The organism is Kitasatospora sp. NPDC094015, from assembly GCF_040304075.1.
Taxonomy (GTDB): domain Bacteria; phylum Actinomycetota; class Actinomycetes; order Streptomycetales; family Streptomycetaceae; genus Kitasatospora.
Genome location: NZ_JBEOUL010000008.1, coordinates 249752 through 265423, shown reverse-complemented (window position 1 = coordinate 265423; position 15672 = coordinate 249752). Strand labels below are relative to the sequence as shown.

Sequence of the window (15672 nt, the reverse complement as noted above, 5' to 3'; positions counted from 1 at the left end):
AGCGGTCGGGGCGCGCTAGCGTCGACTAAAGCAAAGCATCTTGCTTTAAGTCACCCTTCAAGCCACCCTTTGCGTCACCGTTCCGGAGGAATCCGCCATGACCACGAACCCGACCACCACCGCCGCCCACGCCCTCGGCCGGCAGTTCCACGCCGCGCTCGCCGCCGGCGACTGGGCCGCCATCCGGTCACTGCTCCACGAGGACGCCACCTGGACCCTGCCGGGCGACAACACCATCAGCGGGACGGTCGTCGGCGCGGACGCCGTGGTCGAGCGCGCCCGGAAGATCGCGTCCTACGGCCTGCGCTTCGAGCTGCTGCACGTCCTGGTCAGCCGCGAGAACATGGCGCTGTCGCTGCACAACACCGCACAGCGCCCGGACGCGGTGCTGGACGAGTACCTCTCCACCGTCTGTCGACTGCGGGACGGCCGGATCGCCGAGATCGAGACCTACCTGTCGGACGTCCCCGGGATGGACGCCTTCTTCGTCTGAGCCCGGAGAGCTGCGCCGCGGTCCCGGGCGCCACGGCTGGAACGCGGCTAGAACGCGGCGGCGCCCGCGTCGCGCTCCACCGAGCGGACGTCCGGGTGCGCCAGGACGGTCGCCACCTGGCGGCGGTCGAGGTCGGCCGCGAAGCCGCGCAGGGCGTCGCGGTAGACGTAGGCGGGGGTGATCCCGGTGTCCCGCAGGACCTGGTCGGGGTCGGCGCCCTCGTCCAGGGTCACCAGGTAACGCGCCGTCCGGGCCCCGGCGGACACGGCCGGGGCGGCGCCCGGGTCGGTGCCGGGGTGGGCGGCGGCCGCGGTGGCGGGCAGCGCGTACAGCGGGGCGACCAGCAGGGCGGCGGCGGACACGCGGAGCAGGGTCGGACGCATGCGGGTTCTCCGTTCGAGCAGGGGCGGGACGAGGTCGGCATTCCCCGGTCCCTCCATGCTTCGGCCATCGCGCCCGCGGCCTTGAGCGGGCTCCGCGCGGCGCCCGCGGCGCCGTTCGCCGACCCGGCACCGTTCGTCGACCCGGCGGTGGTGGGTGCGCGGGCTGCGGTACTGTTACCGGCTCAGGCGGCGTTCAGGCCGCCCGCGACGAAGGAGGTGGGACCGATTTCCGCTGTGTCTGGCCGGGTGCTCCCCTCCTACGGTCGTACGCTCACCTGACAGAGGTGACCGCGGGAGCGCCCTTCGGTATCCCGAGAGGCTCTCATGTCTGCTTCACCATCGCCTTCCCCCGTCTCCTCGCTGGTCTCCCGGCTGCGCGCCGCCGGCTGCGTGTTCGCCGAGGAGGAGGCCGAGCTGCTGCTCGCCGCCGCCGGCTCCCCCACCGAACTCGCCTCCATGCTGGAGCGCCGGGTGCACGGGCTCCCGCTCGAGCACGTGGTCGGCTGGGCCGGCTTCCGGGGCCTGCGGATCGCCGTCGACCCCGGGGTGTTCGTACCCCGCCGCCGGACCGAGTTCCTGGTCGAGCAGGCGGTCGCGCTCACCCCGCCGGGCGCCGTGGCGGTGGACCTGTGCTGCGGCTCGGGCGCGCTCGGCGCGGCGCTCGCCGCGGCCGTCGAGGGGGTCGAGCTGTACGCCGCCGACCTCGATCCGGCGGCGGTCCGGTGCGCCCGCCGGAACCTGCCCGCGGAGCGGGTGTACGAGGGCGACCTGTTCGCCCCGCTCCCCACGGAGCTGCGCGGCCGGGTCCAACTGCTGCTCGCCAACGTGCCGTACGTGCCCACCGGGGAGATCGGGCTGCTGCCCTCCGAGGCCCGCGAGTACGAGGCCCGGGTGGCGCTGGACGGCGGCGCGGACGGGCTGGACGTCCTGCGGCGGGTGGCCGCCGCCGCCCCCGGATGGCTGGCGCCGGGCGGGCACCTGCTGTTCGAGACCGGCGAGCGGCAGACCGAGCACGCGGTGGCCGCGGTGCGGCGCAGCGGGCTGGCGGCCCGGGTGGCCACCTGCGAGGAGCGGTACGCGACCGTCGTGATCGCCACCCGCCCGGCCACCGCCGTTGACGCGGCGCCGCGGGCGGGCGAAGCTACCAGTCGGTAACTCAGCTCCCCCGCCAGCCGGATCCCCGCCCCGAAGGTAGGAACCATGCCCGCCGCCCGCTCCTCCGCCCGCCTGCTCGCCGGCCTGCTGCTCGGCTCCGGCGTGCTGCACTTCGTCGCCCCCCGGCCGTTCGACACGATCGTGCCGCGCTCGCTGCCCGGCCGTCCGCGCCACTGGACGTACGTCAGCGGGGCGGCGGAGCTGGCGATCGGCGCGGCCGTGGCGGCGCCCCGGACCCGACGGCTCGGCGCGCTGGCCGCGATGGGGCTGTTCGTCGCCGTCTTCCCCGCCAACGTCAAGATGGCCGTCGACTGGCGCAACCGGCCGGCGCCCCTGCGGGCGGCGGCGATCGGACGGCTGCCGGTGCAGCTGCCGCTGGTGCTCTGGGCCCGCCGGGTCAGCCGCACCGCGCGCTGACGGTCGGTCGCTGTGATCCGGTGGTCGTGACCCGGTCGCCGTGGCCCGGTGGTCGTGGCCCGGTGGTCGTGGCCCGGTGGCCGGCTCGTGAAATCCTCCGCACCGTTCCTGTTATCCGGACCGCCCCGATGGATCTCCCAGTTGCAGGGGCACAGAGGGCCCCGGACAGAGAGGGCGGAGACATGGACAGCGACTTCCGGACCGGATCCGGCGACTTCGAGCCGCGCCCGGCTCAGGGAGCACACCGCAGGACGGCCCCGGGCCGGGCGGGGCACCGGCGAAAGCCGTCGACCCGGCCGCGCACCCTGGGCGCGATAGCCGGGACGGCGGCGCTGGCCGTCGTGGCCGGCGGCGCCTACACGCTGTTCGGACCCGCCCAGCCGGGCAGTGCGCTCACCGAGGGCGCGGCCGCCGCTCCGCCCGTCTCGGCCCCCGACCTGCCGGTGACCGGCGGCGCGGACCCGGGCACCGGAACGCCGGGCAGCAACCCGTCCTCCGCAGCCCCTGGGGCCCCGGGCACCGCCACTGCGGGTACCCCGGCGCCGCAGGCCGGCGACCCCTCGGCCGCGCCGGCCAACCCGGCACAGACCGCCACCGCTGCCGCGACCACCCCCGGCGCCGCACCCGCCGACCGAGCCGCGACCGCGCACACCGGCGCCTCCGCGCCGGGCGGCGCGACCAAGCCCGCGGCAGCCAAGCCCGCACCGGCCCCGCCGGCCGCCTCGGGGAAGGCCGCGCAGTTCGCCGCGCAGGTCACCGACCTGGTCAACGCCGAACGGGCGAAGGCCGGTTGCGGGCCGGTGACGCTGAACCCCAAGCTCAGCACCGCGGCCCTGCAGCACTCGGACGACATGGTCGCCCGGCACTACTTCGAGCACGCCGACCCCGAGGGGCACCACGCCGACAGCCGGATCGAGGCGGCCGGTTACCGGTGGAGCTCCTGGGGCGAGAACATCGCCTACGGCCAGGCCGACCCCGCCGCGGTGATGGACGCCTGGATGCACAGCGAGGGGCACCGGGCCAACATCCTCAACTGCGACTTCAAGGAGATCGGGATGGGCGTCAACTTCGGTGCGGGCGGCCCCTGGTGGACCCAGGTGTTCGCGGCGCCGCGCTGAGTCGGACGGGAGCGGGAGCCCGGCGGGAGCGCGGGGCCCGGCGGGAGCGGTTGCCGACGGAAGCGGTTGCCGGCGACGGCAGGGCAGCCGCTCAGCGGCCGAAGGTGTCGATGTTCTCGATCCGCCAGCCGCCACCCTGACGGACCGCGTCGACCGCGAACATCGCCGCCGCGTAGGTGGCCGCGTCCGTGGCCCCGTCGGCGGTGCTGGTGTTGCGCTGGTCGGCGAAGACCAGCACCCGGGCCCGGGCCCCGTCCAGGGTCTGCACCCCGCTGTCGGTGACGGTGGTGGTCAGCACCAGCTTCCTGGCCGCGGCCTGCGCCCGGACCTCGGTCAGCAGGGTGGCGTGCTGCTGGACCGCCCCGCCGGTGAGCAGCCGCCGGGCCGCCTGATCCGTCCGGTCCGGGTCCGCATAGCTGTAGGAGAACAGGGAGTTGACCGCCTCGGTCACCGCCCCCTTCACCTCGCTGGTACGCACCGGGTCGGTCAGTGCCGCGTTGTGGTGCGCGGGGCCGGAGCGCAGCCGTTCGGCGGCCGGGCCCGCCCAGCAGGCGAACGCTGCCAGCAGCACGGCCAGGACCAGCAGGACCGCGGTGGGCCGGGGCCGTCGCCGCCATCGGGGCAGGCGCGGCTGGCGGGACTGCTCAGGTCGGGTCGGGTCGGGCTCCGGCGTCGGCGTCGGCGTCGGCGCGGGAGCCTCGGTCGGGACCGGACGGGGCAGGGTGGCCACCGCGGCGAGCCGGCGCTGGCGGTTGATCAGGTGGCGGGTGGTCGACGACATGGCGGGCTGGTCCTCTCCTGCCGGGCTCAGCGGCCGGTGGGCGACGGGGTGGCGGCGGATCCGGGCGCGGCGGTTCCGGGCGCGGCGGCCGGGGCGGTGGGGGTCGCGGATCCGGCGGTGCTGCCCATCGGGGCCTGGCCGAGGGCGCTGAGCTTCCAGCCGGAGGCCGTCCGGGTGAGTTCGCCGAGCATCCGGCTGTCCTTGGCGGCCGGCTGCGCCTGCGGGGCCTGGACGGTGATCCGGACCGCGATCAGCACCGCAGCCCGGCCGGCCGGCTCGTCCAGCTCGGTCACCGCGCCGGCCAGGATGCGGGCGGTGGTCACCGTCTTCGCCTGGGCCACCTGCTTCTCGAAGTCCGCCCTGCCCTGGACCAGTTGGGCGTGCAGGTCACCCGTGGTCGAGCTCTCCCAGAGGTCCAGGCCGCGATCCAGGTCGGCATGGTCGAGGGTGTTCATGTTCTGCACCGCCTGCTCCCCCGCGGCCAGCACCTGGTCACGGACGGTGGCCCGGGCGGCCGGTCCGTCGTGCGCCGCCGCGTACCAGGACCAGCCGGTCCAGGACGCGGCCACCGCGGCCAGCACCAGCAGGCCGGCCGCGAGCGACCGCAGCCGCGCCCGTACCCCCGATCGCGCCACCGCACCCGCTCCGGACCGGAGCCTCTCGCGTACCGTCATCGGCTCCTCCATCACAGGGACTTGAGATCGTCGATCAGCCAGCGGCCGGCCTCCAGGCGGGCGGTGACCGCCAGCTGGGCGGCGGTCACCGTGGGCGGTCCGCCGGCCCGCTCGGCACTCTGGTCGAGCAGCACCAGCAGCTCCGCCCGGTCGGCCGTCAGCCGGACCACGCCGGCGTCGGCGACCCGGGTCGTGAGGGTGAGTTGCTGGTCGCCCACCCAGCCGCGCAGCTGCTCGGTCAGGCTGCGGTACTGCTCCGCGGCCGGGCCGGTCAGCAGGCCCGCAGCCGCGGCGCGGTCGCCGGCGCCTTCGGTGGCCGAGTAGGAGAACAGGCGGTCGAGGGCGTCGCCCACCTCGGCGATCACCCGGCCGGTGGCCGCCCGGTCGGTCAACGCCCGGTTGGCGGTGTCGGCGGTGGAGCGCTCGTGGTGGGCCGCCAGCAGCAGCCCGGCTCCGGCCAGCAGCAGGACGACAGCGACCGCCACGGCGGCCACCCCGGTCACGGCGGCCCGTCCGGTGCGCGCGCTCACCCGGGCGCCCCGACCGGTACCGCGGTCAGCGCCGTGACCTTCCAGCCGCCCGGACCACGGGTCAGGGTGGCCGCCAGCCGGCGGCGGTCGGTGGTCACGGCACCGGCCGCCTGGGTGAGGTCCACCCGGACCACGGCGATCACGCGCGCGGTGCCGGCGCCGGTGTCGAGCGCGGTGACGGCGGCCTCGGTGACGGTGGACCGGGCGGTGACGCCCGGGTCGGGGGCCGGGCCGGCCGCGAGCTGGTCGTGCAACGGGCCAGCGGTCACGGCCAGCCAGCCGGCCCGGGTGGCGTCGGGTCGGGCGGCGTCGGTGCTGGTGAGCCGCCCGAGCGCCTGCCGGCCGGCGGCCAGCGCGGCGTCCCGGCTGCGGGCCCGGTCGGGCACCGGGTCGTGGCGGGCCGCCTCGTACTGGACGGCGCCGAGTGCGCAGCAGAGCGCCGCAACCGCCAGGGCGGTGAGCCGGAGGGTTCGGCGTGCTGTCAGTGCTCGGGATGCTGTCAGTGCTATCGGTGACAGGCGCGTGGTCGACGCTCGGTCTTCTGTCGCCGCTAGGCCACCTGTCACCGCTAGGTTCCCGGCCACCGCTGGAGGCCCTGTCGCCGCTCGATCCCCTGTCACCGCTAGGACCCCTGTCGCCGCTCGATCCCCTGTCACCGCTAGGACCCTTGCCGCCACTAGGCCCCCTGTCACTGCTCGGTCTCCTGCCCCCGCCTCCCCGGCTGCCACCGCTCGCGGCACTGTCACCGCTCGCTCCGTCCGCCGAGGCCGGTGCCGGTCCCGCCCGCGGCCGGGGTGGCCGGCGCCACGGGGGTGGGCACCCCGCCCTTGGGCGCGTTCCCGGAGCCGCGCACCGAACTGCCCGAGGAGGCGGGAGCAGTGCAGCCGGCCGCCGTGTTGAAGGCGGGCGCGGGCGAGGTGTCCAGCCCGTTCCGGTAGGTGGTGCCCCCGTACCCGGTGGTGCAGGGCAGCGGCGAGAAGAAGGTGACGGCCATCCCGAGGTGCGCGCCCCCGCTGTCGACGGCGGTGGCACCGGCGGCCGCCACGGCCGGCAGCCGCACCAGCAGCTCCTCGATGCCGTGCTGGCGGGTGACACCCAGTTCGGCGGTGGTCAGCAGGTTGGCGAGCAGCACGCTCAGCCCGGGGTCGACGTCCCGGACCAAGGCCCCGACCTCGGCGGCGGCCTGCGGCCCGGTGGCGATGATCCGGCGCAGGTCGGTGTCGGAGGCGGCGAGTTGCCCGGCCAGCTGCTGAGCGCCGGTCGCGAACCCGCGGATCGCGTCCGCCTCCTCGTGCTGGGTGCGCAGCACGGTCTCGGAGTCGACCACCAGCCGCGTCGTGGCGGGCAGCGCGGCCGAGGCGGCGGAGACCAGCTGCCCGGTGCCGTCCAGCAGCGCCTGGAGGTTGTCGGCCTGGCCGTCGAAAGCCTGGCCGAACTCGTCGACCACGGTGCGCAGCGAGTCGAGCGGGACGGAGCCGACCAGGGCGTCCACGTGGCCGAGCAGGTCGGTGACGGGTGCGGGGGTGGCGGTGTCGGCGCGCGCTATCGCGGAGCCGTCCCGGAGGTAGGGCGGCTGGTCGGTGGCGGGGCGCAGGTCGAGGTACTGCTCGCCGACGGCGGAGAGGTTGGCCACGACGGCCTGCAGCCGGCTGGGGATCCGGGGCGCGGAGTCGTTGATCCGCAGCTCGGCCCGGACGCCGTCGGGGGTGAGCCGGATCGGACCGACCCGGCCGACCGAGACGCCCCGGTAGGTGACGTCGGCATGCTCGAACAGGCCGCCGGTCTGCGCGAGTTCGACGTCGACCCGGTAGTAGCCGCGCAGTCCGACGTAACGGCCGAGGTCGGCGTGCTCGACGGCGATGTAGCCGACCACCAGGACGGCGACGACCACGAAGGCCAGGTTCTTCAGGCGGGTGCCGAGGCTGAGCATCAGTGTCCCCTCCCCTGGCGGGCGGCGGCGGACGAGGGCAACGGCAGCGGCAGCCCGCGCGCAGGATCGGCCGGCGGATCGGTGGGCGGGTCGGTGGGCGGATCAGCCGGTGGATCAGCCGGCGGGTCGGTGGGTGGGTCGACCGGTGGCGGCGCCGCGTTCTCGTCGGGGTCCAGCTCGGGCACGATCACCGTCCCGGGGGCGGCGGCCAGGTCGAGGTACACGTTGAGGTAGTCGCCCTTCACCCCGCGCAGCACCTCGTCCGTGAACGGGTAGGTGAGCAGCACCTGGAGCGAGGCGGGCAGGTCCTTCCCGGCATCGGCGAGCCGCTGGAGGGTGGGGGCGAGCGCCTTCAGGTCGGCGACCATGTCGGCGTGGCTGCGGTTGACGGTGTCGACGGCCACGGCGGACAGCGCGTCCAGCGAGCGCAGCAGGGTGACCAGGTCACCGCGCTGCTGTTCGAGCACGGCGAGCCCGGGGCTGAGGTCGGTGAGAACGGTGCCGATCTGCCGGTCACGGGTGGCGAGGGTGGCGGACAGCCGGTCGACGGCGTCGAGCGCGTCGGTGATGTCCTGCCGGTGGGCGTCCAGGTCGCCGGTGAGCGTGGCGAGCCGGTCGAGGACGGAGCGCAGCTGCGCCTCGTTGCCGGTGAGGGCCGTGCCCAGTTCGGTGGTGATGGTGTGCAGCTGGTCGATGCCGCCGCCGTTCAGGAGCAGCGAGAGGGCGCCGAACACCTCCTCCACCTCCGGGTTGCGGTCGGTCCGGTCGAGCGGGATGACCGCGCCCGCCGCGAGCCGCCCGGTACCGGTGTTGGTGTTGGGAGCGGCGGCCGGCACGGTGCCGGAACCGCTACCGGACCCGGTGCCGGGCGTCGCCGGCGGTGCGGCGAGCTGGACGTACTTCTCGCCGAGCAGCCCGGACTGGGCCAGGTGCGCGTAGCTGTCGGCGGGCAGCCGGACGTCGCCGTTGAGTTCCAGGGTGACCAGGGCGGTCCAGCCGTCGGGGGCGAGGGTGATCCCGGTGACCCGGCCGACCGCGACGCCGTTGACCTTCACGGCGGCCTGCGGGACCAGGCTGAGCACGTCGGCGAACTCGGCCTGCACCCGGTAGGGGTGGCTGCCCAGGTCGGCGCCGCCGGGCAGGGGGACGTCCTGGAGGCCGCCGAGCCCGGTGCTGCAGCCGGTGAGCAGCAGCGTGCCGAGCACGGCCGGTGCGAGTCGCAGTCTCATCGGGCCGCTCCCGGCAGGGGCAACGGCAGTGCGCCGCCGCTGAGTTCGGTGAGGTTGGCACGGCCGTCGAGGGTGCCGTGCGCGCTGTCGTACGCGCCGAGCAGGTTGCCGGCGGCCAGCGGGGCGGTGTCGAGGAGTTCGGCGAGCGAGGCGCGCTGGTCGACCAGGCTCCGGGTGATCGGGACGAGTTGCTCGATGCTGGTGGCCAGCCGGCCGCGGTTGTCCTCGATGAAGGTCCGCACCTGGCCGAGGGCGATGGCGAGTTGCTGCAGGGCCTGCCCGAGGTCCTCCTTGTCCTCGGCGAGGAAGCCGGTGACGGTGGCGAGGCGGTCGGTGGCCGAGCGGACCTGGGTGTCGTTGTCCTTGAGCATGGTGGTGAAGGACTGGAGCTGGGTCAGGGTGGTGAACAGGTCGTCGCTGTGGCCGGAGAGGGTCTTGGCGGCCCGGCCGAGCTGGTCGATGCTGTCGCCGATCGCCCCGCCGTTGCCGGCGAGGTTGCGGGCGCCGGTGTCCAGCAGTTCGGAGAGCGCGCCGGTGGCGTTGGCGCCGTCGGGGCCGAGCGCGGTGCTGAGGTCGCTGATGCTCTGGTAGAGCTGGTCGATCTCGACGGGCTCGGCGGTGCGTTCGGCGGGGATGACCCCGTTCCGGCCAAGCGCCGGGCCGCCGGTCCAGGCGGGGGTGAGCTGCACGTACCGGTCGGCCACCACGCTGGGCGCGACCACCACGGCGGAGGCGTCGGCCGGGACGTTGATGCCGTGGTCGAGGGTGAGCTCGACCCGGACCTGGCGGCCCTGCGGGTGGACGCCGTCCACCGTGCCCACCTTCACGCCGAGCACCCGCAGGTCGGACCCGGCGTAGATGCCGACGGCGTGGTCGAAGTACGCCGTCAGGTGGGTGCCGCCGGGGCCGGTGGCGGCGGGTACGGCGACCAGCGCACCCGCCAGGAGGGCGGCGGCGGCGAGGGTGGCGAGGAGGGGCCTTCTCATCCCTGGGCTCCTTGCGGCCGGGCGGGCTGGCAACCGCTGCCCGGTGGTGTTCCGTCGGGGAGGTAGCTGCGGGGCACCACTCCGCACAGGTAGGCGTCGAACCAGCGGCCGTTCCCGAGGGTGTTGCCCATCAGGCGGTAGTAGGGGCCGACCAGGGCCAGGGTCTGGTCCAGGCTCTGCTGGTTGGCCCGCAGGACGCCGGTGACCCGGTCGAGCGCGGCGAGGGTGGGGTCGAGCTGCCGCTCGTTGTCCTGGACCAGGTCGGTGAGCCGGCGGCCCAGGTCGGCGGTGCCGGTGAGCAGTTGGTGGACCGCGTCGCGGCGGCGCTGGATCTCGCCGAGCAGCTGGTCGCCGTCCGCGAGCAGGGTGGCGAAGCGGTCGTTCTGCTCGCTCAGGGTGCGGGTGAGCTGCCGGCTGCCGGCGAGCAGGGTGGCCAGCTGGGCGTCGCGTCCGGCGATGGTGCGGGAGAGGGCGGAGAGGCCGTCGGCGGCGGTGCGGACCGAGGCGGGGGTGTCCTTGAAGGTGTCGGAGATGGCCCGGAAGCTCTCGGCGAGCTGCTGGGTGTCGATGGCGCCGATGGTCCGGCCGAGGCCGTCGAGGGCCTGGGTGACGTCGTAGGGCGAGGTGGTGCGGTTGCTGGGAATGGTGCGGTGGGGGTCCTGCGGGGCGGCGCCGAGCGGGTCGAGCGCGAGGTACTTCTCACCGAGCAGGGTGCGGATGCCGATCGCGGCGGTGGAGGCGTCGCCGACCCAGGCGTGCTCGACCCGGAACGCGACGGCGACCCGGTCGCCGGCGAGCGCGACCCGGGTGACCTTGCCGACCCGGGCGCCGGCCACCCGGACCTCGTTGCCCGGGCGCAGGCCGGCGGCCTCGGTGAACTCGGCGGTGTAGGTGGTGCCGCGGCCGGTCAGCGGCAGGTCGTCGGCGCGGTAGGCGAGCACCGCGCACAGGGCGAGCAGAAGCAGGCCGACGGCGCCGACGGCGACCGGGTTGCGGTCGCGCAGCGGACGTACCAGCGGTCGGCGCAGCGGGCGGGCCTGCGGGCCGCGCAGCCGGCGGGCGGCCGGCCCGGCCGGGGGGCGGAGCCTCATGCGCGGCACCTCGCTTCGGTGACGGGGATGCCGGTGGGCGGCGCGCTGCCGTCGGCGGTGGCGACGCCGGTGACGGTGGCCTGGCAGAGGTAGAGGTTGAACCAGGATCCGTAGGAGGCGAGCCGGCCCAGGGTGCGGAGCTTCTCGGGGCTGAGCTGAAGGAAGCGCTCCAACTCCGGGCTGTGGTCGGCGAGTCCGGCGGAGAGCCGGCCGAGCTGGCCGATGGTGTCCTTGAGCGGCTGCCGGCCGTCGGCGAGCAGGCCGGCGGTGCTGGTGGTGAGCCCGGCGAGGGCGTCGACCGCCTGGCCGATCGGCTGGCGGTCCCGGTCGAAACCGGTGACGAGTTGCTGGAGGGTGGCGACCAGTTCGGTGAAGCCCTGTTCGTGGGAGTCGACGGTGGCGACCACCGTGTTCAGGTTGTCGATGACCTGTCCGATCACCTGGTCCTTGCCGGCCAGGGTGCTGGTCAGCGAGCCGACGCTGCGCAGCAGGCTGTCGACGGTGCCGCCCTGGCCCTGGAGCACCTGGACGATCTCCTCGGCGAGCCGGTTGACCTCGGTCGGGGACAGGCCCTGGAACAGCGGCTGGAACCCGTTGAACAGCTTGGTCAGGTCCAGCGCGGGCCGGGTGCGCTCCAGCGGGATGGTGGCGCCGGGCGGGAGCTGCTCGCCGACCGGTCCGGTGCCCTGTTCCAGGTCGAGGTAGCGCCGGCCGACCAGGTCGAGGTACTTGACTGAGGCCGTCACCGAGCCGGGCAGGGTGTGGTCGCGCCGGACCGAGAAGCGGACCTGGGCGAGCCGGTGGTCGACCACGGTGACGCTGTCGACCTGGCCGACCCGGACCCCGGCGATCCGGACGCTGTCGCCCGCCGCCAGTCCGGTGACGTCGCTGAACCTGGCCCGGTAGCCGGTGGTGGTGCCCACGCCGGTGTCGGCGATGCCGAAGGCCAGCGCGGTGGTGGCGAGCGCGGTGACGAGGATGAACACCAGGGACTTGGCGAGCGGTCCGGCGAGGGATCGGCGTCTCATTTCAGCGTCACCTCCGCCCCGCGCAGCAGCGGTCCGGCCAGCAGGCTGCTCCAGTCCGGGAGCGGGGTGGTCGTGGTCCGCCCGGGGGCCAGGAGTTCGTTGACAAGCTCGTTCTCCTGCGGGGAGTTGGGCAGGCCGAGGCCCGGGGTGGTGGGCATCGGGAAGCCGTCGCCCGGGGCCGCCGCGCTGGGGGTGCGGCCCTGGCCGGTGTAGGGGGCGTCGTAGCACTGCGGACCGCCGCCGGCCCGGTAGACGGGGGTGTCGCGGCCGGGCCGGTAGGCGCCGCGGGAGGGCACGGTGGTGACGTCGACGTGCAGTCCGGGCCGGTCGGTACCCTTGCCGAGCGCCTTGTCCATCACCGGGACGAAGTCGGCGAGGGTGCGCAGGGTGCAGGGGAAGGCGGGGGCGTACTCGGCGAGCAGGTCGAGGGTGCCGCGGCTGTCGGCGGAGAGCCGGATCAGGGTGCTGCTGTTGCGCCGGAGGAAGTCGGTGAGCTGCTGGGCGCCGGCCGTCCCGGTGGCGTACAGGCTGCGCAGGCCGGCCTGCTGCTGGGCGATGGTGCTGCTGGTGGTGGTGAGGTCGGTGAGGGCCTGGAGGATGTCGGGGGCGGCATCCGCGTACGTCCGGCCGACCGTGACCAGCTGCTGGATGTCCCGGTTGAGGGTGGGGAGTTGGGGGTTGAGGCCGCCGAGGTAGTCGTCCAGCTGGCGCAGGGTGCGGCCGAGTTGCTCGCCGCGGCCGCGCAGGGCGGTGGAGACCGCGTCGAGGGTGGCGGCGAGCTTCTCCGGCTGGACGGCGGTGAGCAGCGGCAGCAGGTGGTCGAGGAGTTGCTCCAGTTCGATGGCGTCGGCGGAGCGGTCCTGCGGGATGGTGCTGCCGGCCTTGAGCGCCGGGCCGGTGGCCGGGCCGGCTGCCGAGCCGGTGGCCGGTCCGGTCGGCACCAGCGCGACGAACCGCTCGCCGAACAGGGTGGTGGGCAGCAGCTGGGCGCGGACGTCGGCCGGGATCTGTGGCAGCCGGTCCGGGTCCATGGCGAGGGTCAGCCGGGCCCGTTCGCCGTCGGCGCTGACCTGCCGGACCCGGCCGACCACCACGCCGCGGAGCTTGACGTCCGCGTTGACGTGCAGTTCGTTGCCGACGGTGCCGGTCTCGACGGTGACGGTGGCCTCGTTGCTGAAGTCCTTGTCGTAGACCGCGACCGAGACCCCGGCGAGCAGCGCGGGCACCAGCAGGAAGACCACGCCGGCGGTGCGTCGGCCGGCCCGGCGCGGGCCGCGGGCGCTCATCCGGCCACCCGCACGGTGGTGGTGGCGCCCCAGATCGCCAGCGAGAGGAAGAAGTCGGTGACGCTGATGATGACGATGGCGTTGCGCACCGAGCGGCCGACCGCGATGCCGACCCCGGCCGGGCCGCCCTTGGCGTGGTAGCCGTAGTAGCAGTGCGCCAGGATGACGATCACGCTGAACACCAGCACCTTGAGCCCGGAGAGCAGCACGTCGGCCGGGGCCAGGAAGAGCCCGAAGTAGTGGTCGTAGGTGCCCGCCGACTGGCCGTTGACCAGCACGGTGACGGCCCGCGAGGCGGCGTACGAGCTGAGCAGCCCGATGCCGTACAGCGGCACGATGGCGACCACGCCGGCGATGATCCGGGTGGTCACCAGGTACGGCAGGCTGCGGATGCCCATCCCCTCCAGGGCGTCCACCTCCTCGTTGATCCGCATGGCGCCGAGCTGGGCGGTGAAGCCGGCGCCGACGGTGGCGGAGAGCGCGAGACCGGCCACCAGCGGGGCGATCTCGCGGGTGTTGAAGTAGGCGGAGACGAATCCGGTGAAGGCGGTGGTGCCGAGCTGGTTCATCGCCGCGTAGCCCTGGAGGCCGACCACCGTGCCGGTGGCGGCGGTCATCCCGATCATCACGCCGACCGTGCCGCCGATGACGCCCAGCCCGCCGCTGCCGAACACGACCTCGGCGAGCAGCCGTTGCACCTCGCGGCCGTAGCGGCGCAGTGCGCGCGGGATCCACAGCAGCGCGGCGAGGTGGAACAGCAGGTGGTCGCCGACCTCCTCCAGCCAGGCCAGCCGGGAGCGGCGCGGCGGGGGCGGCGGGGGCGGGCCGCCGGGCGGGGTGGCGCGGTCCAGCAGGGCCATCGCTCAGGCTCCCTTCTGCGGGATGATCCGCAGGTAGACCGCGGTGAGCACGACGTTGACCAGGAACAGCAGCAGGAAGGTGATGACCACCGACTGGTTGACCGCGTCGCCGACGCCCTTGGGGCCGCCGCGCGGGTTGAGGCCGCGGTGGGCGGCCACGATGCCGGCGATGAAGCCGAAGACCAGCGCCTTGAACTCGCCGACGTACAGGTCCGGCAGCTGGGCCAGGGCGGAGAAGCTGGACAGGTAGGCGCCCGGGGTGCCGTGCTGGAGTAGCACGTTGAAGAAGTAGCCGCCGAGCGTGCCGACCACCGACACCAGGCCGTTCAGCAGGACGGCGACCGCTATCGCGGCCAGCACCCTTGGGACGACCAGGCGTTGGACGGGCGAGACGCCCATCACCTCCATCGCGTCCAGCTCCTCGCGGATCTTGCGGGAGCCCAGGTCGGCGCAGATCGCCGAGCCGCCGGCGCCGGCGATCAGCAGCGCCACGATGAGCGGGCTGGCCTGCTGGACGACGGCGAGCACGCTGGCCCCGCCGGTGAACGACTGGGCGCCCAACTGCTGGGCCAGCGAGCCGACCTGGAGCGCGATGACGGCGCCGAACGGGATCGAGACCAGCGCGGCCGGCAGGATCGTCACGCTCGCGATGAACCAGAACTGCTCGATCAGCTCGCGCAGTTGGAAGGGCCGCCGGAAGGTGTCCCGGATCGTGGTCGCGCACAGCGCGAACAGCTGGCCGCTCTGGCGCAGCGCGCCGGTCACCGGGTTGCCGCTCAAGCCGGGCCCCCCGCGGTCGCGCGGGCCAGCCGGCGGTGCAGTGCGGCCCTCGGCGGCAGGCCCGAGGAGGGTTCCAACTGGGTCGGGATCGGCCGGGGTTCGGCGTACTGGTGGGCGCCGTCGGCGAGCTCCTGGGCGATCGCCGCCTCGTCCTTCTCCTCGGACATGCCGATCGGGCCGGCCCGGCGGCCGCTGAGGAACTGCCGCACCACCGGTTCCTCGCTGGCCAGCAGTGCCTCGCGCGGGCCGAAGGCGACCAGCTCGCGGCGGAACAGCATGCCGATGTTGTCCGGCACGGTGGCGGCGATGTCCAGGTTGTGGGTGACGATCAGCATGGTCGCGTCGATCTGCGCGTTCAGGTCGATCAGCAGCTGGGACAGGTACGAGGTGCGGACCGGGTCCAGTCCGGAGTCGGGCTCGTCGCAGAGCACGATCTGCGGGTCCAGCACCAGCGCCCGGGCCAGGCCGGCGCGTTTGCGCATCCCGCCGGAGATCTCCCCCGGCAGTTTGGCCTCGGAGCCGACCAGGCCGACCATCTCCATCCGCTCCATCACGATCCGACGGATCTCGCTCTCCTTGCGGCGGGTGTGCTCGCGCAGCGGGAAGGCGATGTTGTCGTAGAGGTTGAGCGAGCCGAACAGGGCGCCGTCCTGGAACATCAGGCCGAACAGCCGGCGAGCCTGATAGATCTCGCGTTCCGGGCTGTTGACCATGTCGACGCCGTCGACCAGCACCCGGCCGCGCTCCGGTTTGAGCAGCCCGATCACGGACTTCAGGAAGACCGTCTTGCCGGTGCCGGAGGGCCCGAGCATGACGGTCACCTCGCCGGGCGGCAGCGTGAGCGTGACGTCCTGCCAGACGGTCTGCCGTCCGAAGGACTTGGTGAGGCCCTCGACGGTCACTTCGATTCCCATGACACCTCCCGGGAGTT

The 15672-nt window shown here is 74.5% G+C and carries 17 protein-coding genes and 1 pseudogene; 4 read left to right on the top strand and 14 right to left on the bottom strand.

All coding sequences use genetic code 11. The features are described 5' to 3' along the window. The first annotated feature begins 97 nt into the window (after nt 1-97). Entirely contained in the window at nt 98-493 is a 396-nt protein-coding gene (locus ABT014_RS13610) for a nuclear transport factor 2 family protein (protein WP_350638877.1), read from the top strand. A gap of 47 nt (nt 494-540) precedes the next feature. Here ABT014_RS13610 and ABT014_RS13605 read toward each other — a convergent pair whose 3' ends face one another. Then, nucleotides 541-876, bottom strand: coding sequence for a protease inhibitor I9 family protein (locus ABT014_RS13605; RefSeq protein WP_350638876.1), 336 nt, complete (start codon nt 874-876; stop codon nt 541-543). A gap of 324 nt (nt 877-1200) precedes the next feature. Between ABT014_RS13605 and ABT014_RS13600 the strand changes: the two genes are divergently transcribed. From ABT014_RS13600 to ABT014_RS13590, 3 genes are all read left to right on the top strand, one after another. Further along, nucleotides 1201-2031 carry a putative protein N(5)-glutamine methyltransferase gene (locus ABT014_RS13600; protein WP_350638875.1) on the top strand — a complete coding sequence of 277 codons (831 nt, stop codon included), beginning with the start codon at nt 1201-1203 and terminating at the stop codon, nt 2029-2031. 45 nt (nt 2032-2076) lie between these two features. Then, nucleotides 2077-2448, top strand: coding sequence for a DoxX family protein (locus ABT014_RS13595; RefSeq protein WP_350638874.1), 372 nt, complete (start codon nt 2077-2079; stop codon nt 2446-2448). 182 nt (nt 2449-2630) lie between these two features. Continuing rightward, a complete protein-coding gene (locus ABT014_RS13590) occupies nt 2631-3566 on the top strand; it encodes a CAP domain-containing protein (protein WP_350638873.1) in 936 nt (311 codons plus the stop codon). 91 nt (nt 3567-3657) lie between these two features. Here ABT014_RS13590 and ABT014_RS13585 read toward each other — a convergent pair whose 3' ends face one another. From ABT014_RS13585 to ABT014_RS13525, 13 genes and pseudogenes are all read right to left on the bottom strand, one after another. Further along, complete coding sequence (locus tag ABT014_RS13585) at nt 3658-4347, bottom strand: hypothetical protein (protein WP_350638872.1); 690 nt, start codon at nt 4345-4347, stop codon at nt 3658-3660. A 26-nt stretch (nt 4348-4373) separates the two neighbouring features. After that, nucleotides 4374-5021 (bottom strand): Rv1363c family protein, encoded by a 648-nt coding sequence (locus ABT014_RS13580; RefSeq protein ID WP_350638871.1) that lies wholly within the window; start codon nt 5019-5021, stop codon nt 4374-4376. Between the two features lie 11 nt (nt 5022-5032). Continuing rightward, nucleotides 5033-5551 carry a hypothetical protein gene (locus ABT014_RS13575; RefSeq protein ID WP_350638870.1) on the bottom strand — a complete coding sequence of 173 codons (519 nt, stop codon included), beginning with the start codon at nt 5549-5551 and terminating at the stop codon, nt 5033-5035. Further along, entirely contained in the window at nt 5548-5937 is a 390-nt protein-coding gene (locus ABT014_RS13570; RefSeq protein WP_350638869.1) for a hypothetical protein, read from the bottom strand. The genes ABT014_RS13575 and ABT014_RS13570 overlap by 4 nt, the downstream gene beginning before the upstream one ends. A gap of 356 nt (nt 5938-6293) precedes the next feature. After that, on the bottom strand, nt 6294-7481 hold the full coding sequence (locus ABT014_RS13565) for an MCE family protein (protein WP_350638868.1): 1188 nt from the start codon (nt 7479-7481) through the stop codon (nt 6294-6296). After that, on the bottom strand, nt 7481-8710 hold the full coding sequence (locus ABT014_RS13560) for an MlaD family protein (protein ID WP_350638867.1): 1230 nt from the start codon (nt 8708-8710) through the stop codon (nt 7481-7483). The genes ABT014_RS13565 and ABT014_RS13560 overlap by 1 nt, the downstream gene beginning before the upstream one ends. Beyond that, nucleotides 8707-9696 carry an MCE family protein gene (locus tag ABT014_RS13555; protein ID WP_350638866.1) on the bottom strand — a complete coding sequence of 330 codons (990 nt, stop codon included), beginning with the start codon at nt 9694-9696 and terminating at the stop codon, nt 8707-8709. Before ABT014_RS13555 ends, ABT014_RS13560 begins: the two co-directional genes overlap by 4 nt. Beyond that, complete coding sequence (locus ABT014_RS13550) at nt 9693-10787, bottom strand: MCE family protein (RefSeq protein WP_502894958.1); 1095 nt, start codon at nt 10785-10787, stop codon at nt 9693-9695. The genes ABT014_RS13555 and ABT014_RS13550 overlap by 4 nt, the downstream gene beginning before the upstream one ends. Further along, on the bottom strand, nt 10784-11815 hold the full coding sequence (locus ABT014_RS13545; protein WP_350638865.1) for an MCE family protein: 1032 nt from the start codon (nt 11813-11815) through the stop codon (nt 10784-10786). Before ABT014_RS13545 ends, ABT014_RS13550 begins: the two co-directional genes overlap by 4 nt. Beyond that, nucleotides 11812-13101 carry an MCE family protein gene (locus ABT014_RS13540; protein WP_350638864.1) on the bottom strand — a complete coding sequence of 430 codons (1290 nt, stop codon included), beginning with the start codon at nt 13099-13101 and terminating at the stop codon, nt 11812-11814. The genes ABT014_RS13545 and ABT014_RS13540 overlap by 4 nt, the downstream gene beginning before the upstream one ends. After that, nucleotides 13098-13961, bottom strand: a complete 864-nt coding sequence (locus ABT014_RS13535; protein WP_350638863.1) for an MlaE family ABC transporter permease — start codon at nt 13959-13961, stop codon at nt 13098-13100. The genes ABT014_RS13540 and ABT014_RS13535 overlap by 4 nt, the downstream gene beginning before the upstream one ends. 3 nt (nt 13962-13964) lie before the next feature. Further along, the gene (locus ABT014_RS13530; RefSeq protein WP_350638862.1) at nt 13965-14741 is read right to left on the bottom strand and encodes an MlaE family ABC transporter permease; all 777 of its coding nucleotides are present in this window, start codon (nt 14739-14741) and stop codon (nt 13965-13967) included. A 20-nt stretch (nt 14742-14761) separates the two neighbouring features. Next, nucleotides 14762-15655: pseudogene (locus tag ABT014_RS13525) on the bottom strand (ABC transporter ATP-binding protein); the annotation flags it as partial. Nucleotides 15656-15672 lie beyond the last annotated feature (17 nt).